This window comes from Xanthomonas arboricola pv. populi, assembly GCF_002939945.1.
GTDB lineage: Bacteria > Pseudomonadota > Gammaproteobacteria > Xanthomonadales > Xanthomonadaceae > Xanthomonas > Xanthomonas arboricola_A.
The window spans coordinates 56,058-82,112 of record NZ_MDEB01000010.1 but is presented as its reverse complement, the minus strand read 5'-3'; the positions used below and the strand labels follow the sequence as shown (position 1 = coordinate 82,112).

The window sequence follows — 26,055 nt, the reverse complement described above, 5'->3', positions numbered from 1 at the left end:
GGCTGGCGTGGCCCGATTATCCCAGAGCCGCTGCCCGAATGGCGTGCCGTCTGCGGCCAGACGCGATCGCGTGGTCGGGTTTGGCGCACTTGAGCGCTCGAATCTGCCGATGGTGCGGTGTTGGGCGCGGCTACTTACGGCAACAAGGATTGCCGGACCCTCCGCAGATTGCTGGTCCGGTGGCCTTGGTGCAGGCGGTTATCGACTGCCGGTCGCGGTACATCGGCGACCAACGCTATCACTGCCGGCAAGCTGCCGGTTGCAGTGCAGCGGTATTGCCCAACTGCAGACCCAGCAGCGCGCCGGTCACTCCCCGGCGCGCCACGTGGCCGTCAATCAAGATCGAACTTGATGCCCTGCGCCAGCGGCAGCGAGTCGGAGTAGTTGATCGTATTGGTCTGGCGACGCATATAGACCTTCCACGCATCCGAGCCGGATTCGCGGCCACCGCCGGTCTCCTTCTCGCCACCGAAGGCGCCGCCGATCTCCGCACCGGAGGTGCCGATATTGACGTTGGCGATGCCGCAATCGCTGCCGGCCGCCGACAGGAACTTCTCGGCCGCCTTCAGGTTCTGGGTGAAGATCGACGACGACAGGCCCTGCGGCACGCCGTTCTGCAGTTCGATCGCCTCGTCCAGCGTGCTGTACTTCATCACGTACAGGATCGGCGCGAAGGTCTCGTGCTGCACCACTGCGTCGCTGTTCTGCAGCCCGGTGACGATGGCCGGCAGCACGAAGTTGCCGGGGCGGTCGATCGCGGTGCCGCCCACTTCCACCGTGCCGCCGGCCGCCTTGGCCTTGGCGATCGAGGCCAGGAACTGCTCCACCGCGCCCTGGCTGTTGAGCGGGCCCATCAGGTTGGCCGGGTCGGTCGGGTCGCCGATCTTGCTGTCGAGCTGCTTGTACGCCTTGACCAGCGTGGCCAGCACGTTGTCGTAGATGGATGCGTGCACGATCAGGCGGCGCGTGGTGGTGCAGCGCTGCCCGGCGGTGCCCACTGCGCCAAACACGATGCCGGGGATGGCCAGCTTCAGGTCGGCGGTTTCGTCCAGGATGATGGCGTTGTTGCCGCCCAGTTCCAGCAGGCAACGGCCCAGGCGGCGCGCGACCTTTTCCGCAACCACGCGGCCGATCTGGGTCGACCCGGTGAAGCTGATCAGCGGCACGCGGCCGTCCTCGACCAGCTTCTCGGACAGGGAGGTGCCGGCATCGTTGATCAGGAAGAAGATGTCCGGGAAGCCGGCATCCTTGAGCGCGGCATTGCAGATCTTCATCGTCGCGATCGCGGTCAGCGGGGTCTTGTTGGACGGCTTCCAGATGCAGATATCGCCGCAGATCGCCGCCAGAAACGCATTCCACGCCCACACCGCCACCGGGAAGTTGAACGCGCTGATGATGCCGACCAGGCCCAGCGGCTGGTACTGCTCGTACATGCGGTGGCCCGGACGTTCCGAGTGCATGGTGTAGCCGTACAGCATGCGGCTCTGGCCCACTGCGAAGTCGGCGATGTCGATCATCTCCTGCACCTCGCCATCGCCCTCGGGCTTGCTCTTGCCCATTTCCAGCGCCACCAGCGAGCCCAGCGCATCCTTGTGCGCGCGCAGCGCCTCGCCACACAGGCGGACGGCCTCACCACGGCGCGGCGCAGGCGTGGTCCGCCAGACCTTGAAGGCGGCCTGCGCACGCTGGACGATCAGCTCGTAGTCCTCCGGCGTGGTCGCCTGCACATCGGCTATCACCGCGTTGGTGGTCGGATTGAGCGGCTGCAGCACCCCGGCGCCGGTCGCCTGCGACCAGGTCGCCTCGCCAAGATAGGTACCGGAATTGGACGCGGCGAGGTCGAGCGCCTTAAGCAGGTCAGCGGACATGGGATCTCCAAAGGTCGGGACGGTCGCGCGGCGGTCGGGGCCACCCGCGACACGGGTAGCCGCCGATTTTAGCAGGCTCCGCCGACCACCCACCGGCTTGGCAATCGCAACGATCGTGCGACAATGTCCACCTTGGCCCCGTAGCTCAGCTGGATAGAGCGTCCCCCTCCTAAGGGGAAGGTCGCCCGTTCGAATCGGGCCGGGGTCACCAGAAATCACCGTTCACGAACGACGTGCTGATGTTTGGCTTGATTTTCTGGGTATTCGAAGGCGTTGCCACAGCGTCTTTGGGCTTGCCGACATCGTGCGGCAAGCCCATAACGTGACATGGCGAGCCCCTCCGGTTGTGTTAGAGCGCATCCACCGCGGATTCGTTCGCGGCCTGCTTTGGTGCGAACCCGAACAGCTCGTCCATTGATTGGGCTTTCCGCTGGCGAAACGCCTGACTGCGCCCGAGCGTCGTCGAATCATCTATTTCCGGCAGGCCCTCGTTGCAGGGACCAAGGTGGTGTCGGGAAGCTAATTCCTAATTTACCCATGCCGCACCACCCGCACCCCCACCGGCCTTGCAAACTTGTCCATCGCCACCGACGAGATGCGGCTATGACGCAGCAGGCTGCCGAGCTGTTCGGGAACGCCCAGGCGTTGATCGACTTCCGGTTCGAGTACGGTGCGGCGGCGTTTGCGCCGGTCGGCTTTGGCGAAGCGGATGCGGTTGTACTCGGCCCAGCCGACGGTGGTGATGGCGCTCATCAGTGCGATCACCGGCAGGGCGCCCAGTGCGAACGGGTCCAGTGCGTTGTGTTTGAGATATAGCTCCGTATACGCGCTGCGCAGGCCGAAGAACCAGGCGATCAGCGTCGCCAGTGGCGCCCACAGATAGAAGTAGACCATCCAGGCGCCAGCGGTGGCGGCGCCGTAGGCGAGGCGGCGCGAGCGGCCCAGGCGTTGCGGCAGGTTGATGATGGGCGGTGTCATTGGATTCCTCGGTCGGGGCTTTTCCAGCGGGCGCGTTTGCTGCGACGCGCGAGCAGGGCACGTGGGAAGGCGATGACGGCCGTGAGCATGCCGATCATCCAGAAGGCGACCGGATACCAGATCACCCAGAAGAACTGGCGCGCCAGGCCTTTTTCGTAGCGGCGTTCGATCACCAAGCTGGTGGCGAACTGCATCAGGCATACCACCGCCAGTACCAGTCCATGCCAGCGCGGCAGGATGGTGTCGACGTACAGCGCAGGCGGCAGCGGGATGACCTTGCCGAGCAGCCACAGCACGATGATGAAGAGCATCGTGTAGGCCCAGGCCAGGCTGAGCGCGTATTCCAGCAGCACACCCCACATGCGTCGGCTGCGCCATGACAGCACGCGGCGGCCATGGCTCAGCAACACTTCCACACCACCGCGCGCCCAGCGCAGGCGCTGCATCCACAGGCCACGGAAGGTCTCCGGCATCAGGATCCAGCACAGCGCGTTGGGTTCGTAGCGGATATCCCAGTCGTCGAGCTGCAGACGCCAGGAAATGTCGATGTCTTCGGTGACCATGTTGTCGGACCAGAAGCCGACGCCATGCAGTGCCGAGCGCCGGAACGCGCAGATCACCCCGGAGACCGTGAAAAGGCGTCCGTAGACGCGCTGCGCACGCTTGATCAGCCCGACGATGGCGGAAAACTCGCCCACCTGCATGCGGCCCATCAAGGTGGTGCGGTTACGCACGCGCGGGTTGCCGGTAACGCCGCCGACGCGTGGGCCGGAGATCAGGTGGCCGACCATCCAGCGCGTTGCATTCGGGTCCAGGATGGCGTCGGCATCCACGCACACCAGATAGTCCGAGCGCGACGCCAGCGTGCCGACACGCAGCGCGTTGGCCTTGCCGTGGTTCTGTTCCAGATGCACCACGCGCAGGCGCGGATGCTGGTGGGTGAGATCGTCGAGCGCTTCGGCCGTGTTGTCGTTGCTGCCATCGTTGATGGCGATGATCTCGAAATCCGGATAGTTCTGCGCGCTCATCGCAGCGATGGTTTCGCCGACATGCTTGGCCTCGTTGTAGCAGGGCACCAGCAACGACACGAACGGCTCGCTGGCCAACGGTGGCGGCGACGAGGGCCCCGGTGTGCCGCGTTCGCGCCGCAGGTAGTAGTAGGTGCCTCCGATCATCCAGAAGAACGCCATGATGATCGGATAGAAAAACGCGAAGTTGAACAGGGCGCCCAACAGGAGGCTGGTCGTCATCGGTTACCGCTCGATATATGGGAATTGCCGAGCCGACATGGCCTCGCGCGCTTCGGGAAGAGACGGGTGGCCGCCGATGAAGTCGTCGGGGTAATACGCCAGGTGGCGCACGCCCGCAGCCAGGAGCAATTTGCTGTGTGCGAGCAGCACACCGTCAGGCAATGGCTTGCCGGTGCGCCAATCCACGGTCTGCAGTTCGAAAATGGTGTTCTCCAAACCATGCGGTTGCTGGCCGACACGCTGTGCCAGCTGCTGCAGCCAGTGCTGTGGATCGTTGGCCTGCTCCATGTACGGCATCGCCATCAGCGCGGTGTAGTCGTAGGCCGAAGCAAACGCGTCCAGGCGCTGCGCGAACCAGGCTTCGCTCTGCGGCTCCAGCACTGGCTGCGCGAACAGGTTGCGCACGGTCACCAGCTTGGGGCGCCAGCGTTCGGCGGCCGCCTTCAGCTCCTGGGTGAAGCCGATCAGCTGCTGCGTGCGCTTGGTCGGGTCGCCACCGCCGTAAGCAGGCACTTCGTCGTCGCGCAGGTAGGCGTCGTCATGGAACAGCAGGCCTTCGAAGTAGGTGTTGGCGGCCAGGTCTTCGTAGATGTCGGCGACCAGCTGATGCGTGCGCGGATTGCCCGGATCCAGGCGCGGTACATCCTTCGGGTCGTTGCCGCGAATCTGCAGTGCGGCTTGCTGCTGTGCATCGGGCAGATGGAAGCCCAGCACCGGCAGCCAGGCGAACACGCGCACGCCGGCACGGGTACGCAGCTGCCAGGCGACACGCCCGAACAGATCCGCGCGCATCGGCAGATGGCGGTTGGGGAAGTACAGCGCATCGGCTGCGCCATCGCCGTCCGGGTCGGCGAAAGCCTGCAGGAACACATGGCTGGGGCCAATGTCCTTGACGCGCTGGACCAGGATGTCGAGGTTGCGTGCCAGCTGCGCCGGGTCCGGGTCGTAGACGTAATCCAGATCGATCTGGATCGCGCGCAGCCCATCGCGCGACAGATCGCGTCGCAGTTCGCCGGCCAGGTCGCGCACATCGGGATTGTTGAACAGCAACAGGCGGCCGAGGCTGGCCAGCGATTGCCCGTCCACGCGGTCGCGGCCCTGCTGGCCGATATCGGCTTCGTGCGAACGGCCTTCCAGGTCGAAGCTCAGCGTCATGCCCAGTTGCGCGGCAGTGGCATTGCTGGCGCGGTTGTAGGCGGCATACGGCCATACCATGGCGCGCGGCGGTTTGCCCAGATGGGCCACGATGGTGTCGCGGCTATGGCGCAGATCGGTCTGGATGCGTTGGCGATAAACCGCTTCGCTTTCATAGCCCTTGCCCGCATCCCAATGACGAGTGACAGCGGCAGGCGTTTGATTGCCGAACGGGTTGCCGGCAATGCCCTTGTGCAAATCGTCGCTGTGCGAGCCGATTTCGACCAGGCCGCTGTCCTGCATTTCGCGCAGTTGCGCCCAGGTGACGAAATCCTCGTGGGTGAAATCGCGATGGCCGTAGGGCACCACCTGGCCGGCCGGCAATTCGACCCAGCTGGTCACCGGCGCAACCAGCGCGGGATAGCCATAGGCCTGCAATAACGGGAACACACGCGTGTAGACGCTGCGCAAGCCGTCGTCGAAAGTCAGCAACACCGGCCTGGAGGGCAGGGCGCGTTTGCCGGCACGTGCATCCAGTACCTGCTGCACGCTCACCGGGTGATAGGCGTGCGAGCGCAGCCAGTCCAGATGCGCGGCGAAGTTGCTGGTGGACACCGCATAACGATCGGGATCGCCCTTGGCGGCGACATCGTCGCGAACATCGTGGTAGCTGAGCACCAGCAGGCCCGCCTGCGCCGACGACGCGAACGTCATCAGCAACAAGGCGACCAGCAACAGCGGCAGGCGGATCAAGGCGTACCTCCCCATCGGAAATCCAGGTCCAATCCAAGTTGTTGTTCGCGCTGGCCGTCGTAGACCGGGCGCGACCAGCTCACGCCGTAACTCAGCGCACTGCCATCGCCCAGCGACCACAGGTGCCGATACGCCGCGCTGGGCACCCACTGGCTGCCGAAGCCGGACTGATAGGTCGGCCCGACGGTGACCTCCAGCCGCTGTCGGAAGGCGTAGTCGTAGCGGCGCCAGCCGATCTGATCGATGCGCACGCCGGCGGCCACCGCAGAGCTGCGGCGTGGATTGAAGTAATTGACTGCGCGGTCGCCGTCGGCGCGTCCGGCCGAGGCGGTGAACAGGCCATCCAGCAGCACGTGCGGGCTTGCCCACAGGCGTTGGCTGCCCGAAAGATCGAGTTGATCGCGCCGGTTGCCGTCGCTGTAGCGCAACTGGCGTGCCTGCAGTTCCCACCGGCTTTCGTCGTTAGGTGTCCAGCGCAGGGCCGCGCCGATGCTGTCGCCGGTGATGCCGAAGCGGCGGGCCTGCAACGAGGCTTCCGGATCACGCGTGCGCCAGGCCAGGCTGCCGTACCAGGCATCGGAAAAACGCCAGCCGGCATCCAGCGCCCAGGCGGTGCCATCGCGATCGAAGTCGTCGAGCGCCCGTCCGCCGTAAGTGCTGACATCCAGCCGGTCGTAGCGGTAGTGCGTGCCCAGCCAGAAGCTGCGATAGCGCACACGCGTGTCCTGGAAATCGGCCCAATCGTCGCGTGCGCGCAAACCTACACGCCAGCGCTCGCCGAGCAGGGGCGATTCGGCTTCCAGCAACGTGCTGCCGAAGTCGTTGCCGAGCGGCGAGGTGCTGTTGGTCAAGGTGTCGTTGTCGCTGCGGCCGCGCGCATGGCTCAGATGCACCTGCCAGCCGCGCTGACGTTCCAGTGAGGCGCCAAGCCGCTGCAGGCCGGCGTCGTCCGGATACTCCTTATGCAGCTGCGCAAAGGTCGCCTCAGCCAGATCCAGGCGATCCAGGTCGCGCTGCGCTTCGACCACGCCACCGCGCGCCTGTTTTTGATGCGGATCCAGCGTCAACGCCATCGCGTTGCGTTGCAGTGCTGCGCTGGGCAGCCCGCGACGGAATTCGATCGAGGCCAGTGCCGCCTGCAGCTCTGCATTGTCGGGCCCGATGGCCACGCGTTCGCGCAACAGGGCGTCTGCGCCCCGATTGTCGTTGGCCGCCGAGCGTGTAGTGGCCAGGGCGATGTCTGCGCTGAAGCGATCCCAGTTTTCGTAACCGCTGCTCGCCCCATTGCGACGCGGCCACGGTGCCTGCGTGGCCGCGAGCGTTTCGAACAGTGGCATCGCCAGATCGAAGCGTTCCTGCTCCAGCAAGGCGTAGCCCAGCAACAGCTGCGTGTTGAAGTCGTCGGGGGTGTGCTGCAGGGCCTGCCGGAGCACGGCTTCGGCCTCGGCCGGGCGACGCAGCCCCAACAGCGAATCGCCGACCGCCGGCAGCACATACGCGGGAACCTCGATGCCCTGCGCTTTCAACGCCTGATAGTTGGCCACCACGTCGCGATGGCGCTGACGCTGGTTGAGTGCGACCAGGCTGTCGATGCGCAGCCGCGTGGCTTCCCACGTCGACTTCGGCGGTGATTCGCGTTCGATGCGGGCGACATTGACCAAGGCTTGGTCGATCTCCGCATAGCGGTGCGCGGCATCGATGGGCTCGGCACTGGCCCAACCGATCATGCGGGCGATGCGATCGTTTTCGATGCGCTCGCGCTCCTGCTGCGAGAACCAGTCCGGATGCCGCCACACGGCTTCTGCCGCGAGCTGCGAACTGCCGAGCTCGCTCAGCGTGATTGCGCGCATGGTGTAAGCGCCACGATCTCGTGGGTTGGCATGCAGCACGCGCTCGTAAATGGCCAAGGCATCCGCATAGCGCTGCCGGCCGCGCAACTGCTCGGCCTGCTGCATGGGAGTGAGGGCAATGAAGGCGTCAGTTACCCCGTTCGACCGCACTTCACCGCTGTGCGCCTGCGGCACACACGCGGCAACCAAAGCGAGGCCGAGCAGAGGAGTAAGTGCGCCCGAGCGCTCAGGACAACCGCGACGCACGTGGTTGCAAAAGCTGGGGAAGAAGGCAGTGCATTGGCGTTCCAGGCATATGACGACTGGCGATACTGCGTATGCCAATGTAAAGCCAACGTCATCACAAATTTAACGTGATCTTCATCGGATCAGTCCGCTATAGGCGCGAATTTAATCAAATTTGAGTGTCAAAATTGACGCTAAAAATCGGGTCAGGTCGGCCATTGGCGCAACGGCACAAATGTGCGAAAAAGCTCACCAAACAATCTGGGCAGGGTTCGGCACGATGACGTTCGGCCTTGGGCAATGCCCAGCATGACTATCCGATCATCGCGATTAAGCGAATACAACTTTGCCCGTAGAAGTGTCATTGTATTTTTGCGAAAACAGAGCTATTTTCTACTTTATGCATAAATATTTATTTTATTTTATTTTAGTTAATTGGTTGGAGGATTGTTTTAATCAGTATTCAACGTAGATGCTTGGGAATTTTAAGTAATTTATCAAAATTTCGGTTTTTCAATTCGGCCTCATCATGTAAATTGTGTATCCGAATTTATCGGGTCGTGAAATTTACCGCTGCGGATGCGGAAAGTGTAGAAGTTTGCATTGCGATGAGCGAATTATCTTAAAAGTGGGTGGTAATCAGATTGGAATAGGAAAATGATGACTAAATCGCGATGTCTGGGGCTGATGGGCTGGTTGGTGCTCTGCTATCTGGTGGCGGCCTTGGGAGCGACTGCATCGATCCAAGCAGCGACCTTTTACGCCGAGTTGCAGCGGCCGCATTGGGCGCCACCGGGGTGGTTGTTCGGGCCGGTATGGACGGTGTTGTACGGGATGATGGCGGTGTCGGTGTGGTTGGTCTGGCGGCGCGGTGGGTGGAGCAATGCGCGTGGGGCGCTGGGTCTGTTCGTGCTGCAGTTGGGGTTGAACGGGTTGTGGAGCTGGTTGTTCTTTGCCTGGCACATGGGCGCCTGGGCGTTTGTCGATATCGTGGCGCTGTGGGTGGCGTTGGTGCTGACGATCGTAGCGTTCGCCAAGTGGCAGCGGGTTGCTGCGTGGTTGTTGGTTCCGTATCTGCTGTGGGTGAGTTTTGCGGCGGCGTTGAACTATTCGGTGTGGCAACTCAATCCGCAGGTGCTTGGCTAAGGGCTGTATGGATCAGAGTGGCTGATGCACTTCTGCGTTCGGCGCGAGATGGGCGCGCGGCCGCTACTCGGATCAGCCGAATCCGACGTCGTCTGGCACCAGGTCTCCGCTACAGGATGCTGCGCAAGTACCGCTTGGTCCGGCGCACAAAAAGTTTCCATGGCAATCAATCGGTTGGGACTGCCTTGCTTAAATCTTTGTCCCGCAAGGCTTTCTGTATAGGCGCCGCGTTGCGCGAGGCTGGCTTGATTCACAGCGCTTGACAGGCCTCGCCCCGGTGATGTCTTTTGCACACATGCCTAATGCTTTCGCCACCGCTTCGCTTACCTGTCAGCCGCTACTGCGGCCGGGTGCGGGCGTGGCCGGCATTAGCACCACCATTACCACCGTCACCATTCGCCCGGTGCGGCCCGTCGTCTTCGCGTAACTCCCGAAAACAACGGCCCCGCACCCGGATCAGGATGCGGGGGCTTTCCTCCCACATCTGATGCGGACGGGGCCTCCCTAACGAGGTCTGTCGATGTCATCGCCTGTTGTTTCGCTCGAACCCGCCGCTATCGCCGCTTCTTCCGCACGCACCGTGGTGCATAAATTCGGCGGCACCTCGGTGGCCGATGCCGAGCGCTACCGGCATGTGGCGCAGTTGCTGCTGGCACGCGACGAGTCGGTGCAGGTCACCGTGGTCTCGGCGATGAAGGGCGTGACCGATGCGTTGATCGCGCTGGCCGAACTGGCCGCGCAGAACCGCCCCGAATGGCGCGAGCACTGGCATGAAACGCGGGCGCGTCATCGCGCTGCGGCGGTGGCCTTGCTGGGCGAGCATTCCGGGCCGACGGTGGAGTGGCTGGACGAGCGCTTCGAGCATCTGTCGCAAATCCTCGGCGCATTGGCGGTGATCGGCGAGCTGCCACGCGAGGTGCTCGACCGCGTGCAAGGCATGGGCGAGGTGTATTCGGCGCAATTGCTCGGCGATCATTTCCGCGCGCTTGGCGAGGATTGCGCGGTGCTGGATGCGCGCGATGTGCTGGTGGTCAACCGCGGCGAACTCGGCGTTGATGTGGATTGGGACGTCAGCGCGCAGCGGCTTGCAACGTGGCGCCAGGCGCATCCGCAGACGCGCGTGGTGGTCACCGGCTTTGTGGCGCGCGACCGCGCCGACCGCATCACCACGTTGGGCCGCAATGGCAGCGATTATTCCGGGGCGATCTTTGCGGCCTTGTTCGATGCCGATGAGCTGCATATCTGGACCGATGTGGATGGCGTGCTGTCGGCAGACCCGCGCGTGGTGCCCGAAGCGGTGCAGCTGGAAACGCTGAGCTACGACGAAGCCTGCGAGCTGGCGTACTTCGGCGCGAAGGTGGTGCACCCGCAGACCATGTCGCCGGCGATCGAGCGCGGCTTGCCGATCATCATTCGCAACACCTTCCAGCCCGAACATCCTGGCACACGCATCACCGCCAGCAGCGCGGTGAGCGGGCCGATCAAGGGGCTGACATTGAGCCCGGATCTGGCCGTGCTCAACCTGGAAGGCACCGGCCTGATCGGCGTGCCGGGCACGGCCGAGCGCGTGTTCGCGGCGCTGCGCACCGCGCAGGTGTCGGTGGTGATGATTTCGCAGGGTTCTTCCGAGCATTCGATCTGCTGCGTGGTCAAACAGCACGAGTCCGAGCGCGCGCGCAATGCCTTGCTGCAGGCCTTTGCGCATGAACTCACGGTCGGTCAGGTGCAACGCGTGCAGTTGACCACCGGCATCAGCGTTCTCGCCGCGGTGGGCGATGGCATGGCCGGGCAGCCCGGTGTGGCGGCGCGCCTGTTCGAGTCCTTGGGGCGCGCGCAGGTCAATATCCTGGCGATCGCGCAGGGCTCGTCCGAGCGCAATATCTCGGTAGCCATCGATGCGGCGCATGCGACCAAGGCCTTGCGCGCGGCGCATGCCGGCTTCTGGTTGTCGCCGCAGACCTTCTCTGTCGGTGTGATCGGCCCGGGCAATGTGGGCGCGGCGTTGCTGGACCAGTTGCGCATTGCGCAGCCGCAGTTGCTGGGCAAGGCCAATCTGGATCTGCGCCTGCGCGCGGTGGTCTCGCGTGGTCGCATGTTGCTCGACGAGCGCGGCCTGGTCGGCAACTGGCGCGATGCCTTCGCCTCCGCAGCCACCGCGACCGATCTGGAACGTTTCACCACGCATCTGTTGTCCGCGCATCTGCCGCATACGGTGATCATCGATTGCAGCGGCAGCGCGGAAGTGGCTGATCGCTATGCGGATTGGTTGGCCGCCGGCATCCATGTGGTGACGCCGAACAAGCAAGCCGGCTCCGGCCCGCTGCAGCGGTATCAGGCCATCCGTGCGGCGGCCGATGCCAGCGGCGCGCGCTTCCGCTACGAAGCCACCGTGGGCGCCGGCTTGCCGGTGATCACCACGCTGCGCGATCTGGTCGATACCGGCGATGCGGTGACCTCGATCGAGGGCATCTTCTCCGGCACGCTGGCCTGGCTCTTCAACAAGTACGACGGCAGCGTGCCGTTCGCCGAACTGGTGACCCAGGCACGCGGCATGGGCTATACCGAACCGGATCCGCGCGACGATCTGTCCGGCGTGGATGTGGCGCGCAAGCTGGTGATCCTGGCGCGCGAGGCCGGGCGCGAGATCAGCCTGGAAGACGTGCAGGTCGAGAGCCTGGTGCCCGAAGCGTTGCGTCAGGCCAGCGTGGACGATTTCATGGCGCGCCTGCATGAAGTGGATGCGACGTTTGCGCAGCGCCTGGCCGATGCGCGTTCACGCGGCAATGTGCTGCGTTACGTCGCGCAGCTGCCGCCGGATCGCGCACCGAGTGTGGGCCTGGTCGAACTGCCGGCCGACCACGCATTCGCCAATCTGCGTCTGACCGACAACGTGGTGCAGTTCACCACGCGTCGTTATTGCGAGAACCCGCTGGTGGTGCAGGGGCCTGGCGCGGGGCCGGAAGTCACCGCGGCCGGCGTGTTTGCCGATCTGCTGCGGGTGGCGGCAGGCGAGGGGGCACGTTTGTGAACCAGGCGGCTGCAGACCAGGGCACGCAGATGCAGCAGATGGCGATTGCTGCGCGAGCGCTTGGCCAGGCACGCGCCTTCGCACCGGCCTCGGTGGCGAATGTGGCGGTGGGATTCGATCTGCTCGGGTATCCCATCGATGGCGTCGGCGACACGGTCACGGTGCGGCGCATCGATGCGCCACTGGTGCGCATCGCCGCCATCCGTGGCACCACGGTGGCCTTGCCGCTGGATGCCGAACGCAACACTGCGGGTGCGGCCTTGATGTCGTTGCGCGCGGCGCTGGCGCTGCCGTTCGGCTTTGAAATCGAAATCGACAAAGGCATCGCCTTGAGTTCGGGCATGGGCGGTTCGGCAGCGTCGTGCGTGGCGGCCTTGGTGGCAGCCAACGCGCTGCTGGATGCGCCGCTGCGCAACGCGCAGCTCTATCAGCACGCACTCGATGGCGAGGCGGTGGCCAGCGGCAGCCGCCACGGCGACAATCTTGGCCCGTTGTTTTTAGGTGGCCTGGTGTTGTGCACGCTGGAGCGTCTGGTGCCGATCAACGTGCCGGCGGCGTGGCACAGCCTGCTGGTGCATCCGGATGCGGTGCTGGAAACGCGGCGCGCGCGCGAAGCCCTGGCCGGCCACTATCAACTGCGCGAGTTCGTCGCGCAGAGCACCAACCTGGCCTTGGTGTTGGCCGGTTGCCATGCCGGCGATACCGGTCTGGTGCGTGCGGGCTTGCGCGATGTGTTGATCGAGCCGCGCCGCGCGCCGTTGATTGCCGGATTCGCGGCTGCCAAGCAAGCCGCGCTGGATCACGATGCACTTGGTGCCAGCATCTCCGGCGCCGGCCCCAGCGTGTTCGCCTGGTTCGCATCGCGCGCGGCTGCCGACGCTGCGGCCGCACCGGTGAAGGCCGCCTTCGCAGGCGTTGGCCTGGACAGCCAGCACTGGGTGTCTCCGATCGCCAGCCCGGCCGCACGGCTGCTCGCATGAGCCATCGCGCGCAGGTCGTCGTTGATCGATCGCCCGCGCACGGCAGGCAGGCCGTGCAGCGCGCAAGGCAGGCTTCAACCGACCACGACCTCGCTGATCTGCATCACCGGCGCAAGATCGGTGTAGTTGGCGATATCGGCGAGAATCTCCTCAGCATGCGGCCCGAATCCGGCGCCGAAGGCCTCCACCGACTCGCAAAAGATATGGCACATGCCGATGTAGGCCGGGGGGCTGCCCGGCTCGCCGCCGCTGATGCCCTGGTCCACCGTGTAGCGCAGGCAGGCCGCGCCCATCCGCGCGCTCACCAGCGGCATGTGCGCGTCGCGGTAGTAGGCGTGGTCGAAGCGGGCGCCTTCGCGGTACGGGTACATCACGCTGACCTTGATCATCTGCCGGCTCCACTGGAAGGAGCGCGCAGCATAGCGCCGCGTCGTCCTTGCCGGGCAACGCCGCGGCGGGGCCCGGCCATGCCGCAGTGTCCGGTTTTCTCATTCACGGGCAACGCCCCGTCTTCGTCTTGTCTGGAGTCGTCACCATGAACTTCCTCTCCACCCGTGGCGGCGCACCCGCCGCAAGCCTGAGCCAGGCGATCGCCGCCGGCCTGGCGCCCGATGGCGGCCTGTACGTGCCGCAGACCCTGCCACCGGTACGCACGCTGACTGCCGGCACCACGCTGGCCGACACCGCCGCCACGTTGCTGCAGCCATTCTTCGACGGCGATGCGCTGGCAGCCGAGCTGCCGGCCATCTGTGCCGAAGCGTTCGACTTCCCTGCGCCGTTGGTGGCACTGGGCACGCCCGGCGATTACGCGCTGGAGCTGTTCCATGGCCCGACCGCCGCGTTCAAGGATTTCGGTGCGCGCTTTCTTGCGGCCTGCCTGACCCGCCTGCGCCGTGCCGAAGACCGCCCGCTCACCATTTTGGTCGCCACTTCCGGCGACACCGGCGCTGCCGTGGCGGCGGCGTTCCATCGCCAGCCGGGTCTGCGCGTGGTGGTGCTGTATCCGGACGGGCGCGTTTCGCCGCGCCAGGCGCATCAGCTGGGCTGCTTCGGCGACAACATCCAGGCCTTGCGGGTGGCCGGCTCGTTCGACGATTGCCAGGCGATGGTCAAGCAGGCCCTGAACGATGCCGACCTGCAGGCGCAGGCGCCGCTGAGTTCGGCCAACAGCATCAGCCTGGGCCGCTTGCTGCCGCAGATGAGCTACTACGCGCATGCCGCCCTGCAACACCATGCCGGTGCGGGGGCGGCGCTAAATCTGGTGGTGCCCACCGGCAACCTGGGCAATGGGCTGGCGGCGATCCTGGCGCGCGCGCTCGGTGCGCCGCTGGGCCGTATCGCGCTGGCCTCCAATGCGAATCATGTGTTGCCGGATTATTTTGCCGGCGACGATTACGCGCCGCAGCCCAGCGTGGCGACGCTGGCCAATGCGATGGACGTGGGCGCGCCGAGCAACTTCGAGCGGCTGCGCTGGCTCTACGAAGGCGACGATGCCGCGCTGCGCGAGGCCTTCCGTGCGCTCTCGGTGGACGATGCCGCGATCCGCCACACCGTGCAGCAGCGCTTTGCGCGCTACGGCGAAGTGCATTGCCCGCATACCGCCACCGCCGTGCATGTGCTGGAACAGTTGCGCGCGGAAGGAGCCGAGGGCGGCACCGGCGACTGGGCGGTGGCGGCGACCGCGCATCCGGCCAAGTTCGAGGGCGTGGTCGAGCCGCTGATCGGGCGTGCCGTGGAGGTGCCGCCAGCGCTGGCCGCGCTGCTGCAGCGTCCCGCGCATGCCGAAACGCTGGCGCCGGACTATGCTGCGTTCCGGCAGCGCCTGCTTGCGGATGCGGCCTGACCGAACGCGTTCAGGCGATCGGGGTTGGAAAGTGTCTCCCATGGGGCTATTTCTAGCGGGTGCGGCCTCAGCGTGGCGCCGCGTCCAATGTGGGTCGTTGCATGTCTTATCGAGTGATCGCCGTTGCCGCCGCGTTGTACGGATGGGCAGCGGCTGGAACGGCCAGCGCGGCCGATGTCATGTCCGCCGCGCCGTTGCCGGCGCTGGGCGCACCGCGTATCGGTCTGGTCGATGCATTGGCGCGGCAGGCACCATCGCTGGATCGTCAGGTGCTGACCCTGGCGGCCGAGGCGCTGCAATGCGCGCGGCAGCGTCAGCAGGTGGGTGCCGAACGCGTGCTCAGCGTCATCGACTACAGCCGGCCGTCGACCGAGCGCCGGCTGTGGGTGTTCGATCTGGAACGGCAGCGGCTGCTGTTCCAGGAATGGGTGGCGCATGGGCGCAACACCGGCAACAACCTGGCGGCGAAGTTTTCCAACGACGACGGCAGCTTCCAGTCCAGCCTGGGCGCATTCACCGCGCAGGAGTCGTATACCGGCCACAACGGTTATTCGTTACGGCTGAAGGGTCTGGAGCCCGGGTTCAACGATCATGCGCGCGACCGCGCGATCGTGATCCATGGCGCGCCCTATGTCAGCGAGGCCGTGATCCGCACGCAGGGCCGGCTCGGCCGCAGCCTGGGCTGTCCGGCGGTGCGTCCGGCGGTGGCCAGACAGTTGATCGATACCCTGCGTGAAGGCGCCTTCGTGTTCGCTTACTACCCGGACCGGGCTTGGTTGCGGCAATCGCGGTTGCTGAGCGGCGGATGTGGTGCGTCGGTGGCGAGCGCCAGTGTGGGTGGGCGCTGATCGGGCGAGCGCGCAGCCCATGACTGCGCAAGACGTCTGAAGAACGCGTGTCAATCGAATCGACGATGGATATGCCGGGCAATGCGTCGCATGCAACACGCACCGGCCACGCCTCAGGTGGTATCGCCCGCCAGGCGACGCAGCGCCGCGTAATCCAGGATCTGCACCAGATGCAGTTGCGGCAGCGCGATCAGCTGCTGTTGCCTGAGCTTGGTGAAGGTGCGGCTCACCGTTTCCACGGTCAGCCCGAGATGGTCGGCGATATCGCTGCGGCTCATCGGCAGGGCCACGGTGTCGCCGCTGGCGCCGGGCTGGGTGGAGCGGGCGGCCAGGCGCAGCAGGAAATGTGCCAGGCGTTCGCTGGGTTGCAGGCGCGCCAGCAGCAGGCCGGTGTCCTGCGCGGCCACCAGTTCCATGCTGGCGCGCTGCAGCAGCTTGCGTTCCAGCTGCGGGTAGCGCTCGCGCAACTGGCGCATCTGTGCTATCGGCGTGCGGCAGACCCGGCTGTCGATGATGGCTTCGATATCGTGGCGGTGCTGCGGCGTTTCGGTCAGCCCCACGTAATCGCCCGGGAGCACGAAGCCGGTGACCTGGCGGCGGCCGTCGGCCAGCGTGCGCACCATGCGCAGCGCACCGGAGGTCAGCGTATAGACGTGATGGCGGGTGTCGCCGGCGCGCACCAGGGTGCTGCCGGGAGCATAGGACTGGGCGCTGGTGGCCTGCTCGAGGTCATCCATTTCCTGTGGCGACAATGCCGCGCAGATGGCCTGGCCGCGGACCGCGCACAGTGCGCAGTCGGAACCGCGCGCATCGGTGCGCTCGGCCGCGCTTGGCGCCGGGCAGGTCCTGCTGGGGTCTGAAAGCTGCCGGTACATGAGTCACGCATTGCTGGAATGCGTCTGCATGATACGCCATGCGGTCAGCGCGGCCGGCAGCCGGTAGAATTGTGCGTTCGCCACATTGCCCTGCAGGAGTTTCGCTCGTGATCAAGCCCCGTACGCCGCCCGGCATCATGGAATTGCTGCCGCGCGAGCAGATCGCGTTCCAGCGCATGCTGGACGTCATCCGCCGCAACTACGAGCGGTTCGGGTTCCTGCCGGTGGAAACCCCGGTGTTCGAGCTGTCCGACGTGTTGCTGACCAAGTCCGGCGGCGAGACCGAGCGCCAGGTCTACTTCGTGCAGTCCACCGGCGCGCTGGCCAATGCCGCTGCGGCGGCAGACGAGGGCGGCGAGGGCGGCCTGCCGGAACTGGCGCTGCGTTTCGACCTGACCGTGCCGCTGGCGCGCTACGTGGCCGAGCACGAGCACGACTTGAGCTTCCCGTTCCGCCGCTACCAGATGCAGCGGGTGTATCGCGGCGAGCGTGCCCAGCGCGGACGCTTCCGCGAGTTCTACCAGTGCGACATCGACGTGATCGGCAAGGATGCATTGAGCATCCGCTACGATGCCGAAGTGCTTGCGGTGATCCACGCGGTGTTCGCCGAGCTGGGCATCGGCGCGTTCAAGGTGCAGTTGAACAACCGCAAGCTGCTGCGCGGCTTCTTCGAAAGTCTGGGCGTGGCCGAGGGCGAGCTGCAGCTGGCGGTGTTGCGCGAGGTCGACAAGATCGACAAGCGCGGCGCCGACTACGTGCGCGACACGCTGGTGGGCGAAGGCTTCGGCATCGCCGCCGAGCAGGTCGACAAAATCCTGGCCTTCGTGGCGGTGCGCTCGAACGGGCATGCCGATGCGCTGGCGCAGCTGCAGGCGCTGGACGCCTCGGTCGCTGCGAGCGCGACGCTGGGCGAGGGCATCGCCGAGCTGCGCGAGGTGCTGGAGCTGGTCAAGGCGCTGGGCGTGCCCGAGAGCGCGTACTGCCTGAACTTCTCGATCGCGCGCGGGCTGGACTATTACACCGGCACCGTCTACGAGACCACGCTGACCGACCACCCGCAGATCGGCTCGATCTGCTCGGGCGGCCGTTATGAAAGCCTGGCCAGCCACTACACCAAGTCCAAATTGCCCGGCGTGGGTATTTCGATCGGCCTGACCCGGCTGTTCTGGCAGCTGCGCGAGGCCGGCTTGATCCAGGGCATCGCCGAAAGCAGCGTGCACGCGATGGTCGCGCTGATGGACGAGTCGCGCCTGGACGACGCGCTGGATATCGCACGCCGGCTGCGCATCGGCGGCATCAATACCGAAGTGCAGATGGAGCCGAAGAAGATCGGCAAGCAATTCCAGTACGCCGCCCGCGCGGGCATCCGCTTCGTGGTGCTGGCCGGCGACGACGAGCTGGCGCGTGGGGTGGTGGCGGTCAAGGACCTCGTGCGCGAGCAGCAGTTCGACGTGGCCCGCGACGAGCTGGCCAGCACCTTGCTGGTGGAGCTGGAGCAGGCCAGGGCGATGCTGGTGGCCGGTGGCGTCAACGGCGGTTGACGCCACCGGAAGCTGTGAGATGGCACCGCCAGGCCTGTAAAGACAGGCAGCGGCGCTCACCGCGTACCCAGGCATGGACAGGCCCACTGGCACCTTAGTGTCGGTGGGTTGAGCGTTTTCTGATCCATCGCCCGATCCGGGACTTCTCTGAACGCTTTGCCCGTCGGACTTGTCCCGCAGCCCGTGTTTGCGCTAATGTAGTAACACGCTATTACATTAACGCAATGAAACAACGACCCGCCCCCCGCGAAAGTACCGATGCCGCCGCCTCCCTCAAGATGCTGGCCGATGCGCTGGCGTGCCTGAAGGAGCCCAGCGCGGTCGAGGCCTTTTTGCGCGACCTGTGTACGCCCGCCGAGCTGGAGGCCATGTCCGACCGCTGGCGGGTGGTGCCCTTGTTGATCAAGGGCGTGCCGTATCGCGAAATCCACGAGCTGACCCAGGTCAGCGTGACCACCATCGGGCGCGTTGCACGCACCCTGGAACATGGCGCCGGCGGCTATGCCGAGGCCCTGCGCGAGCAATCGTCGCGCCCTGTCGAATCCCACTGAGAGAACAAGATGAGTGCTTCCACGGCAGCACCGGCACGTGACCGGTTGCGTATCGCCATCCAGAAGAGCGGCCGCCTGGCCGAACCGGCGCGCAGCCTGCTGGCGGCCTGCGGGCTGAGCTGGCGGCAGAGCCGCGACAAGCTGTTCTGCTACGGCGAATCGCTGCCGGTGGACCTGCTGCTGGTGCGCGACGACGACATCCCCGGCCTGATCGCCGATGGCGTCTGCGACCTGGGCATCGTCGGCCAGAACGAACTCGAGGAGCAGGCATCCGAGCGCCGCCGCAATGGCCTGCCGGCCGCGTATCACGCGGTGCGCGGGGTCGGTTTCGGCCAGTGCCGGCTGATGCTGGCGGTGCCGGAAGAGTGGGATTGGCAGGGCGTGGCGCAACTGGCCGGCAAGCGGATCGCCACCAGCTACCCGGCGATCCTGGCCGACTGGCTGGAGCGCCAGGGCATCGATGCGGCAGTGGTGGAATTGTCCGGCTCGGTGGAAATCGCCCCGCGCCTGGGCACCGCCGATCTGATCTGCGATCTGGTCTCCAGCGGCGCCACCCTGGCCGCCAACCAGCTCAAGCCGGTGGAACTGGTGATGGAGAGCGAAGCGGTGCTGGCCGGTGCGGTGCGCGAGCCGGCCGACGCGCGCGCCGCGCTGCTGGCGATGCTGCTGCGGCGCATGGACGGCGTGCTCAAGCTGCGCGATAGCAAGCTGCTGATGTTCCGCGCCGAGCAGGACGCCGTGGATGCGCTGCGCCGCCTGCTGCCCGATGCCGAGCCGCTGGTGCAACTGCCCGACGACGGCAACGGCGCGTTGCGCCTGCAGACCATGTGTCATGGCGCGGTGACCTGGCAACGCTTGGAAGAACTCGAACGCGCAGGTGCGCAAGGTCTGATGGTGTTGACGGTGGAGCGCTCGCTGGCATGAATATTCTCGATTGGTCGCAACTGGACGCCGCTGCGCGGACGCAGGCATTGACCCGCCCGGTGCAGACCGTGGCCACGCAGACGCGCGACGCGGTCGCTGCCCTGATTGCGGATGTGCGCGCACGCGGCGATGCCGCATTGCGCGAGATCACCGCGCGTTTCGATGGCGTGGCGCCGGACAGCTTCGCCGTGAGCGAGGCCGAATTCGCCGCCGCCGAAGCGGCGGTGGCGCCGGAACTGCGCCAGGCCATGCAGGATGCGGTGGCGCGCATCGACACCTTCCACCGCGCCGGCATGAGCGACGGCTATGCAGTGGAGACCGCGCCGGGCGTGGTCTGCGAAAAGATCGTGCGGCCGATCGGCCGGGTCGGCCTGTACGTGCCGGCCGGCAGTGCGCCGTTGCCGTCGACTGCGTTGATGCTCGGCGTGCCGGCGCGTCTGGCCGGTTGCCGCGAGGTAGTGCTGTGCACGCCGCCGCGCAAGGACGGCAGCGTCGATCCGGCGGTGCTGGTCGCCGCGCAGCTGACCGGCGTGCGCCGGGTGTTCAAGCTCGGTGGTGCGCAGGCGATTGCGGCAATGGCGTACGGCACCGACTCGGTTCCGGGTTGCGACAAGTTGTTCGGCCCGGGCAACAGCTTCGTCACCGAGGCCAAGCAGCAGGTGGCGCAGTCCGGCGCGGCGGCGATCGACATGCCGGCCGGCCCGTCCGAAGTGCTGGTGATCGCCGATGCCGGCGCGCAGCCGGCCTTCGTTGCCGCCGATCTGCTGTCGCAGGCAGAACACGGCCCGGATTCGCAGGTACTGCTGTTGTCCGACAGCGATGCGCTGATCGCGGCGGTGCAGGTGGAACTCGATGCCCAGCTGGCGCAACTCTCGCGCGCCGGGATCGCGCGCCAGGCGCTGGCGCAATCGCGCCTGATCAAGGTGCAGGCGCTGGAGGAGGCGTTTGCGATCAGCAATCGCTATGCACCGGAGCACCTGATCCTCGCGCTGCGCGAGCCGCGTGCGTGGCTGGGCCAGGTCGAAGCGGCCGGCTCGGTATTTCTCGGCGATTACACGCCCGAAGCGCTGGGCGATTACTGCAGCGGCACCAACCACGTGCTGCCGACCAGCGGTGCGGCGCGTGCCTACAGCGGCGTGAGCGTGGCCAGCTTTCAGAACATGGTCAGCGTGCAGGCCGCAAGCAAGGCCGGCATCGACGGCATCGGCACATGCGCGCTGATTCTGGCGCGCGCCGAAGGCCTGGATGCGCACGCCAATGCAGTGGCATTGCGCATGGGAGTGGCGGCATGAGTACGCCATCGATTCTGGAACTGGTGCGTGAAGACCTGCGTGCCTTCGCCGGCTATTCGTCGGCACGCACCAGCGCCTTGCAGGGCGATGTGTGGCTCAACGCCAACGAGTCGGCCTGGGGCAATCCTGCCGATCCCAACGGCAGCACGCGGCGCTACCCGGATCCGCAGCCCAAGGGTCTGCGCGCTGCATTGGCGGGGTTGTATGGCTGTACGCCCGAGCAGCTGTTGATCGGCCGTGGCAGCGACGAGGCAATCGATCTGCTGGTGCGCGGCCTGTGCGTGCCCGGGCGCGATGCGGTTGTGGTGACCCCGCCGGTGTTCGGCATGTACGCAGTCTGCGCGCGCCTGCAGAACGCCCCCCTGGTCGAGGTGCCGCTGGTGGATGGACCGGACGGTTTCCACGCGGATATCCCGGCGATCGTCGCGGCAGTGCTGGCCTCGCGGGCCAAGCTGGTGTTCCTGTGTTCGCCGTCCAACCCGGCCGGCTCGGCGATTGCCCTGGACGACATCGAAACCGCCTTGCAGGCCCTGCGGGGCAGGGCGCTGGTGGTGGTTGACGAAGCCTATGGCGAATTCTCCGACGTACCGTCGGCAGTGGGCCTGCTTGCGCGCTACGACAATCTGGCGGTGTTGCGCACGCTGTCCAAGGCGCATGCGCTGGCGGCGGCACGTATCGGCAGCCTGATCGCCAACGCCGAGCTGATCGCCGTGCTGCGGCGCTGCCAGGCGCCGTACCCGGTGCCAACGCCGTGCGCGGCAATGGCCGAACAGGCCTTGTCCGCGCCGGCGCTGGAGGTCACGCGTCGGCGCATCGCCGAGGTACGCAGCGAGCGCACGCGCGTGCACACCGCGCTCGAGCAGCTGGCCGGCGTGCGTCAGGTGTATCCGTCGCAGGGCAATTTTTTGCTGGTGCGTTTCGACGATGCCGAAGCGGCATTTCAGGCGCTGCTGGAAGCCGGTGTGGTGGTGCGCGATCAACGCGCGGTTGCGCAGCTGTCCGATGCACTGCGCATCACCCTGGGTACGCCCGAACAGAACGCGCGCGTGCTGAGTGCGCTGCAACGCAAGCAGGAGGCCGCCGCATGACCCCGATTCTTTTCGTCGACCGTGATGGAACGCTGATCACCGAGCCGGCCGATTACCAGATCGACGCCTACGAAAAACTGCGCCTGGTCGACAACGTGATTCCTGCGATGCTGAAGTTGCGCGATGCCGGCTATCAGTTCGTCATTGTCAGCAACCAGGACGGGCTGGGCAGCGAGAGCTATCCGCGTGCGTCCTTCGATGGCCCCAACAACCTCATGCTGCAGATCTTCGCCAGCCAGGGCATCGCGTTCCGCGAAGTGTTGATCGATTGCAGCTGGCCGGCCGACAACGCGCCCACGCGCAAACCCGGTGTCGGCCTGATGGTGCCTTACCTGCAGGACCGCACGGTCGACTGGGCACGCTCGGCGATGGTGGGCGACCGCATCACCGACATTCAATTTGCGCAGAACCTCAATATCCGCGGTTTCCAGCTGCGCACCGACGAGTTCGGCGGCGAGTGGGACTGGCCTGGCATCGCACACGAACTGGCCGATGCGCCACGGCGTGCGGTGGTCCAGCGCAATACCAAGGAAACCAAAATCCGCGTCGAACTGGATCTGGATCGCGTGGCCGAACCGCGCACCGCCACCGGCCTGCCGTTCTTCGACCATATGCTGGAACAGATCGGCAAGCACGGCGGCTTTGCGCTGGATATCCGAGCCGAAGGCGATCTGCATATCGACGAGCACCACACCATCGAAGACACCGGTCTGGCGCTGGGCCAGGCCTTGCGCGAAGCGCTGGGCGACAAGCGCGGCATCGGCCGTTACGGCTTCGATCCCGGAGACAGCCCGTGGCGTGTGGCCGGCGATACCACCCAGCATGGCTTCACGTTGCCGATGGACGAAACCATCGCCAGCGCCGCGCTGGACTTCAGCGGCCGGCCATACTTCGTGTTCGAAGGCGAGTTCAAGCGCGAACGCGTGGGCGACATGCCGACCGAGCTGGTGCCGCATTTCTTCCGCTCGATCTGCGATGCCTCCGGCCTGAACCTGCACTTGAGCGTGCGTGGCGAGAACGATCATCACAAGGTCGAAGCCTGCTTCAAGGCCCTGGCGCGTGCGCTGCGTCAGGCGATCCGTCGCGAAGGCACCGCCTTGCCCACCACCAAGGGTGCGCTATGACCGATGTCGCGTTGATCGATGCCGGCGGCGCCAACCTGGGCTCGGTGCGCTACGCATTGGAGCGGCTGGGCGTGGAAGCGCGCCTGGTACGCGATGCAGAAGGCTTGCAGGGAGCAGACCGCGTGATCCTGCCTGGCGTCGGCGCCGCACCCGAGGCGATGTCGCGCCTGCGCGCACAGGGCCTGGTCGAGCCGTTGCGGCAATTGCAGGTGCCGCTGATCGGCATCTGCCTGGGCATGCAGTTGCTGTTCGAACATTCCGAAGAAGGCGATGTCGATTGCCTGGGCTTGCTGCCGGGCATCGTGCGGCACATGACGCCGGCGCTCGGCATCCGCGTGCCGCATATGGGCTGGAATCAGCTGGTGCCGATGCGCGCATCTGCGTTGCTGGCCGGCTTGCCGGAACGCGCCAGCGCCTATTTCGTGCATGGTTATGCCGCGCCGGTGACGGCAGACACCGTGGCCGCCTGCGATCACGGCGGTCTGTTCACCGCAGTGGTGCAGCAAGGCCTGCGCTGCGGCGCGCAGTTCCACCCCGAGCGTTCGGCCGAGACCGGTGCACGCATCCTGCGCAATTTTCTTGAGATGAGCTTCCCATGAGTTTCACCGTTTACCCGGCGCTGGATATCCGCAACGGCTGCGTGGTGCGCCTGCTGCAAGGCGACTACGCGCGCGAGACGCAGTACGGCGACGATGTGCTGCCACGCGCGCAGGCGTTTGCCGATGCCGGCGCGCAGTGGATGCATCTGGTCGATCTGGATGCGGCAAAGGCCGGCGGTTATACGCTGGCGAGCACACTCGGCGAGATCGCCCGTGCCACCGGCTTGCAGGTGCAGACCGGCGGTGGCGTGCGCTCACGCGAGGATGTGGCGCGCATCCTCGATGCCGGCGCCGCGCGCGTGGTGATCGGCTCGTTGGCGGTGCGCCAGGCCGACACCGTCATCGGCTGGCTGCAGGAATTCGGTGCCGACCGGCTGACCATCGCGCTGGACACGCGTCAGGACGCCGACGGCGTATGGCAATTGCCGGTGCATGGCTGGACCGAAGCAGCCGAGGCCACCCTGGATCAGTTGACCGTGCGTTACGCGCAGGCCGGCCTGCAACATCTGCTATGCACCGACATTGCGCGCGACGGGATGTTGTCCGGCCCCAACATGGACCTGTACGCGCACCTGCGCATGCTGGCGCCGCAGTTGCAGGTGCAGGTGTCCGGCGGTGCGCGCAATCTGGCCGATGTCGCGGCCGCCAAGGCTGCCGGCTGCGCCGGCATCGTGCTCGGCAAGGCCCTGCTGGAAGGACATCTGGTATTGAAGGAGGCACTGGCATGCTGAGCCGCCGCATCATTCCCTGCCTGGACGTGCGCGACGGGCGCGTGGTCAAGGGCGTCAAGTTCCGCGACCACATCGACATGGGCGACATCGTCGAACTGGCGCTGCGTTATCGCGCGCAAGGTGCCGACGAGCTGGTGTTCTACGACATCGGTGCCAGCCCGGAAGGGCGCTCGGTCGATTACACCTGGGTCGAGCGGGTTGCGCGGCTGATCGATATTCCGTTCTGCGTGGCCGGCGGCATCCGCGATGTGGAAACGGCGCGCGCCGTGCTGCATGCCGGTGCCGACAAGATTTCGATCAACTCGCCGGCGCTTGGCAGGCCGCAATTGATCTCCGAGCTGGCCGACGCCTTCGGCGTGCAATGCGTGGTGGTCGGTGTCGACTCGATCCGCGAGCAGGACGGGCAGTGGCGCGTGCGCCGTTACACCGGCGATCCGAGCAAGACCCAGGCCTTGCCGATGCGCACGCTGGAGTGGGTGGCCGAAGCGCAGCGCCTGGGCGCCGGCGAGATCGTGCTCAATTGCATGGACAACGATGGCGTGCGGCGCGGCTACGACATCGCGCAGCTGCGTCAGGTGCGCGCGCTGTGCCGCGTGCCGTTGATCGCCTCCGGCGGCGCCGGGCAGATGCAGCATTTTGCCGATGTGTTCGACCAGGCCGATGTGGATGGCGCGCTGGCGGCGAGCGTGTTTCACAGCGGCGCGATTCCGATCCCGGAACTCAAGCAATTCCTGCGCGCGCAACAGATCGAGGTACGTGATGGGCAGTAACGAAACAGCATTGGGCGACCCCCTCGCCGCGCTGGACTGGAGCAAGGGCGATGGTTTGTTGCCGGTGGTCGTGCAGGACGCCGACAACCTGCGCGTGCTGATGCTGGGCTACATGAACGCCGAAGCGCTGGCCGTGACGCAGCAACGTGGCGAAGTGACCTTCTTCAGCCGCAGCAAGCAGCGCCTGTGGACCAAGGGCGAGAGCTCGGGGAACGTGTTGCACGTGGTGTCGATCGAGACCGATTGCGACGCCGACACGCTGCTGGTGCAGGCGCGCCCGCGTGGGCCGACCTGCCATCTTGGCCGCACCAGCTGCTTTCCTACCGCGCCCGGCCAGTTCCTCGGCAACCTGGATGCCTTGATCGCCACGCGCGAGCAGGAGCGCCCGCACGGCAGCTACACCACCAAGCTGTTCGAGCAAGGCATCCGCCGCATCGCGCAGAAGGTGGGGGAGGAGGGCGTGGAAACCGCGTTGGCCGGCGTGGTGCAGGGCGATGCCGAGTTGCTCGGTGAGTCTGCCGATCTGCTCTATCACCTGATCGTGCTGCTGCGCGCGCGCGGCCTGGGCCTGGGCGATGCGGTGGCGTTGCTGGAGTCGCGGCACAAGTAACGTAGTCATGTAGGAGCGCACCCGGGCGCGACGGGCGTTATCGGTAA

General features: G+C 66.0%; 22 protein-coding genes and 1 tRNA gene. 16 read left to right on the top strand and 7 right to left on the bottom strand.

All coding sequences use genetic code 11. The annotated features are described in order from the left end of the window. Positions 1–332: 332 nt before the first annotated feature. Positions 333–1,868: an L-piperidine-6-carboxylate dehydrogenase gene (gene amaB / locus XaplCFBP3123_RS19730; RefSeq protein WP_104535564.1), complete on the bottom strand. Its 1,536-nt coding sequence runs from the start codon at positions 1,866–1,868 to the stop codon at positions 333–335. 134 nt (positions 1,869–2,002) lie between these two features. Between amaB and XaplCFBP3123_RS19725 the strand changes: the two genes are divergently transcribed. Next, positions 2,003–2,079 (top strand) — tRNA-Arg (locus tag XaplCFBP3123_RS19725). Between the two features lie 320 nt (positions 2,080–2,399). Here the strand turns inward: XaplCFBP3123_RS19725 and pgaD are convergent. Genes pgaD through XaplCFBP3123_RS19705 form a run of 4 tightly spaced genes read right to left on the bottom strand, consistent with a single transcriptional unit; the run spans position 2,400 to position 7,938 of the window. Continuing rightward, positions 2,400–2,846, bottom strand: coding sequence for a poly-beta-1,6-N-acetyl-D-glucosamine biosynthesis protein PgaD (pgaD, locus tag XaplCFBP3123_RS19720; RefSeq protein WP_104535563.1), 447 nt, complete (start codon positions 2,844–2,846; stop codon positions 2,400–2,402). Beyond that, positions 2,843–4,096 carry a poly-beta-1,6-N-acetyl-D-glucosamine synthase gene (pgaC, locus tag XaplCFBP3123_RS19715; protein WP_104535562.1) on the bottom strand — a complete coding sequence of 418 codons (1,254 nt, stop codon included), beginning with the start codon at positions 4,094–4,096 and terminating at the stop codon, positions 2,843–2,845. Before pgaC ends, pgaD begins: the two co-directional genes overlap by 4 nt. 3 nt (positions 4,097–4,099) lie before the next feature. Beyond that, a complete protein-coding gene (gene pgaB / locus XaplCFBP3123_RS19710) occupies positions 4,100–5,998 on the bottom strand; it encodes a poly-beta-1,6-N-acetyl-D-glucosamine N-deacetylase PgaB (protein WP_104535561.1) in 1,899 nt (632 codons plus the stop codon). Then, positions 5,980–7,938, bottom strand: a complete 1,959-nt coding sequence (locus XaplCFBP3123_RS19705; RefSeq protein ID WP_104535560.1) for a tetratricopeptide repeat protein — start codon at positions 7,936–7,938, stop codon at positions 5,980–5,982. Before XaplCFBP3123_RS19705 ends, pgaB begins: the two co-directional genes overlap by 19 nt. A gap of 777 nt (positions 7,939–8,715) precedes the next feature. Here XaplCFBP3123_RS19705 and XaplCFBP3123_RS19700 point away from each other — a divergent pair. From XaplCFBP3123_RS19700 to XaplCFBP3123_RS19690, 3 genes are all read left to right on the top strand, one after another. Continuing rightward, positions 8,716–9,204, top strand: coding sequence for a TspO/MBR family protein (locus XaplCFBP3123_RS19700; RefSeq protein ID WP_104535559.1), 489 nt, complete (start codon positions 8,716–8,718; stop codon positions 9,202–9,204). 520 nt (positions 9,205–9,724) lie between these two features. Next, positions 9,725–12,232, top strand: coding sequence for a bifunctional aspartate kinase/homoserine dehydrogenase I (thrA, locus tag XaplCFBP3123_RS19695; protein ID WP_104535558.1), 2,508 nt, complete (start codon positions 9,725–9,727; stop codon positions 12,230–12,232). 29 nt (positions 12,233–12,261) lie between these two features. Continuing rightward, positions 12,262–13,212: a homoserine kinase gene (locus tag XaplCFBP3123_RS19690; RefSeq protein ID WP_104535595.1), complete on the top strand. Its 951-nt coding sequence runs from the start codon at positions 12,262–12,264 to the stop codon at positions 13,210–13,212. A gap of 74 nt (positions 13,213–13,286) precedes the next feature. Here XaplCFBP3123_RS19690 and XaplCFBP3123_RS19685 read toward each other — a convergent pair whose 3' ends face one another. Next, the gene (locus tag XaplCFBP3123_RS19685) at positions 13,287–13,601 is read right to left on the bottom strand and encodes an EthD family reductase (RefSeq protein WP_104535557.1); all 315 of its coding nucleotides are present in this window, start codon (positions 13,599–13,601) and stop codon (positions 13,287–13,289) included. A 146-nt stretch (positions 13,602–13,747) separates the two neighbouring features. Between XaplCFBP3123_RS19685 and thrC the strand changes: the two genes are divergently transcribed. Beyond that, positions 13,748–15,055 carry a threonine synthase gene (thrC, locus tag XaplCFBP3123_RS19680; RefSeq protein WP_104535556.1) on the top strand — a complete coding sequence of 436 codons (1,308 nt, stop codon included), beginning with the start codon at positions 13,748–13,750 and terminating at the stop codon, positions 15,053–15,055. Positions 15,056–15,156: 101 nt separating this feature from the next. Then, positions 15,157–15,903: a murein L,D-transpeptidase catalytic domain family protein gene (locus XaplCFBP3123_RS19675; protein ID WP_104535555.1), complete on the top strand. Its 747-nt coding sequence runs from the start codon at positions 15,157–15,159 to the stop codon at positions 15,901–15,903. A gap of 113 nt (positions 15,904–16,016) precedes the next feature. Here the strand turns inward: XaplCFBP3123_RS19675 and XaplCFBP3123_RS19670 are convergent, their stop codons facing one another. After that, positions 16,017–16,640 carry a Crp/Fnr family transcriptional regulator gene (locus XaplCFBP3123_RS19670; protein ID WP_172453396.1) on the bottom strand — a complete coding sequence of 208 codons (624 nt, stop codon included), beginning with the start codon at positions 16,638–16,640 and terminating at the stop codon, positions 16,017–16,019. A gap of 245 nt (positions 16,641–16,885) precedes the next feature. On the opposite strand from XaplCFBP3123_RS19670, the gene hisS reads away from it, so the two are divergent. From hisS to hisIE, 10 genes are all read left to right on the top strand, one after another. After that, positions 16,886–18,319 (top strand): histidine--tRNA ligase, encoded by a 1,434-nt coding sequence (gene hisS / locus XaplCFBP3123_RS19665; RefSeq protein WP_104535553.1) that lies wholly within the window; start codon positions 16,886–16,888, stop codon positions 18,317–18,319. Positions 18,320–18,543: 224 nt separating this feature from the next. Beyond that, positions 18,544–18,870 (top strand): YerC/YecD family TrpR-related protein, encoded by a 327-nt coding sequence (locus XaplCFBP3123_RS19660; RefSeq protein WP_104535552.1) that lies wholly within the window; start codon positions 18,544–18,546, stop codon positions 18,868–18,870. A gap of 9 nt (positions 18,871–18,879) precedes the next feature. Further along, positions 18,880–19,794, top strand: a complete 915-nt coding sequence (gene hisG, locus XaplCFBP3123_RS19655) for an ATP phosphoribosyltransferase (protein ID WP_104535551.1) — start codon at positions 18,880–18,882, stop codon at positions 19,792–19,794. Beyond that, complete coding sequence (gene hisD / locus XaplCFBP3123_RS19650; protein WP_104535550.1) at positions 19,791–21,086, top strand: histidinol dehydrogenase; 1,296 nt, start codon at positions 19,791–19,793, stop codon at positions 21,084–21,086. The genes hisG and hisD overlap by 4 nt, the downstream gene beginning before the upstream one ends. After that, entirely contained in the window at positions 21,083–22,174 is a 1,092-nt protein-coding gene (hisC, locus tag XaplCFBP3123_RS19645) for a histidinol-phosphate transaminase (protein WP_104535549.1), read from the top strand. The genes hisD and hisC overlap by 4 nt, the downstream gene beginning before the upstream one ends. Then, positions 22,171–23,298 (top strand): bifunctional histidinol-phosphatase/imidazoleglycerol-phosphate dehydratase HisB, encoded by a 1,128-nt coding sequence (gene hisB, locus XaplCFBP3123_RS19640; protein WP_104535548.1) that lies wholly within the window; start codon positions 22,171–22,173, stop codon positions 23,296–23,298. Before hisC ends, hisB begins: the two co-directional genes overlap by 4 nt. Then, positions 23,295–23,897: an imidazole glycerol phosphate synthase subunit HisH gene (gene hisH, locus XaplCFBP3123_RS19635; protein ID WP_104535547.1), complete on the top strand. Its 603-nt coding sequence runs from the start codon at positions 23,295–23,297 to the stop codon at positions 23,895–23,897. The genes hisB and hisH overlap by 4 nt, the downstream gene beginning before the upstream one ends. Further along, the gene (gene hisA, locus XaplCFBP3123_RS19630; protein WP_104535546.1) at positions 23,894–24,628 is read left to right on the top strand and encodes a 1-(5-phosphoribosyl)-5-[(5-phosphoribosylamino)methylideneamino]imidazole-4-carboxamide isomerase; all 735 of its coding nucleotides are present in this window, start codon (positions 23,894–23,896) and stop codon (positions 24,626–24,628) included. Before hisH ends, hisA begins: the two co-directional genes overlap by 4 nt. Next, on the top strand, positions 24,622–25,398 hold the full coding sequence (hisF, locus tag XaplCFBP3123_RS19625; RefSeq protein ID WP_104535545.1) for an imidazole glycerol phosphate synthase subunit HisF: 777 nt from the start codon (positions 24,622–24,624) through the stop codon (positions 25,396–25,398). Before hisA ends, hisF begins: the two co-directional genes overlap by 7 nt. Then, positions 25,388–26,008 carry a bifunctional phosphoribosyl-AMP cyclohydrolase/phosphoribosyl-ATP diphosphatase HisIE gene (gene hisIE, locus XaplCFBP3123_RS19620; protein WP_104535544.1) on the top strand — a complete coding sequence of 207 codons (621 nt, stop codon included), beginning with the start codon at positions 25,388–25,390 and terminating at the stop codon, positions 26,006–26,008. The genes hisF and hisIE overlap by 11 nt, the downstream gene beginning before the upstream one ends. The last annotated feature ends 47 nt before the right edge of the window (positions 26,009–26,055 follow it).

Bases quoted from the DNA above. Each gene is read 5' to 3' on its own strand.
- amaB (WP_104535564.1), bottom strand. From the start codon at position 1,868: ATGTCCGCTGACCTGCTTAAGGCGCTCGACCTCGCCGCGTCCAATTCC.
- pgaD (WP_104535563.1), bottom strand. From the start codon at position 2,846: ATGACACCGCCCATCATCAACCTGCCGCAACGCCTGGGCCGCTCGCGC.
- pgaC (WP_104535562.1), bottom strand. From the start codon at position 4,096: ATGACGACCAGCCTCCTGTTGGGCGCCCTGTTCAACTTCGCGTTTTTC.
- pgaB (WP_104535561.1), bottom strand. From the start codon at position 5,998: ATGGGGAGGTACGCCTTGATCCGCCTGCCGCTGTTGCTGGTCGCCTTG.
- XaplCFBP3123_RS19705 (WP_104535560.1), bottom strand. From the start codon at position 7,938: ATGCAGCAGGCCGAGCAGTTGCGCGGCCGGCAGCGCTATGCGGATGCC.
- XaplCFBP3123_RS19700 (WP_104535559.1), top strand. From the start codon at position 8,716: ATGATGACTAAATCGCGATGTCTGGGGCTGATGGGCTGGTTGGTGCTC.
- thrA (WP_104535558.1), top strand. From the start codon at position 9,725: ATGTCATCGCCTGTTGTTTCGCTCGAACCCGCCGCTATCGCCGCTTCT.
- XaplCFBP3123_RS19690 (WP_104535595.1), top strand. From the start codon at position 12,262: ATGCAGCAGATGGCGATTGCTGCGCGAGCGCTTGGCCAGGCACGCGCC.
- XaplCFBP3123_RS19685 (WP_104535557.1), bottom strand. From the start codon at position 13,601: ATGATCAAGGTCAGCGTGATGTACCCGTACCGCGAAGGCGCCCGCTTC.
- thrC (WP_104535556.1), top strand. From the start codon at position 13,748: ATGAACTTCCTCTCCACCCGTGGCGGCGCACCCGCCGCAAGCCTGAGC.
- XaplCFBP3123_RS19675 (WP_104535555.1), top strand. From the start codon at position 15,157: ATGTCTTATCGAGTGATCGCCGTTGCCGCCGCGTTGTACGGATGGGCA.
- XaplCFBP3123_RS19670 (WP_172453396.1), bottom strand. From the start codon at position 16,640: ATGGATGACCTCGAGCAGGCCACCAGCGCCCAGTCCTATGCTCCCGGC.
- XaplCFBP3123_RS19660 (WP_104535552.1), top strand. From the start codon at position 18,544: ATGAAACAACGACCCGCCCCCCGCGAAAGTACCGATGCCGCCGCCTCC.
- hisG (WP_104535551.1), top strand. From the start codon at position 18,880: ATGAGTGCTTCCACGGCAGCACCGGCACGTGACCGGTTGCGTATCGCC.
- hisD (WP_104535550.1), top strand. From the start codon at position 19,791: ATGAATATTCTCGATTGGTCGCAACTGGACGCCGCTGCGCGGACGCAG.
- hisC (WP_104535549.1), top strand. From the start codon at position 21,083: ATGAGTACGCCATCGATTCTGGAACTGGTGCGTGAAGACCTGCGTGCC.
- hisB (WP_104535548.1), top strand. From the start codon at position 22,171: ATGACCCCGATTCTTTTCGTCGACCGTGATGGAACGCTGATCACCGAG.
- hisH (WP_104535547.1), top strand. From the start codon at position 23,295: ATGACCGATGTCGCGTTGATCGATGCCGGCGGCGCCAACCTGGGCTCG.
- hisA (WP_104535546.1), top strand. From the start codon at position 23,894: ATGAGTTTCACCGTTTACCCGGCGCTGGATATCCGCAACGGCTGCGTG.
- hisF (WP_104535545.1), top strand. From the start codon at position 24,622: ATGCTGAGCCGCCGCATCATTCCCTGCCTGGACGTGCGCGACGGGCGC.
- hisIE (WP_104535544.1), top strand. From the start codon at position 25,388: ATGGGCAGTAACGAAACAGCATTGGGCGACCCCCTCGCCGCGCTGGAC.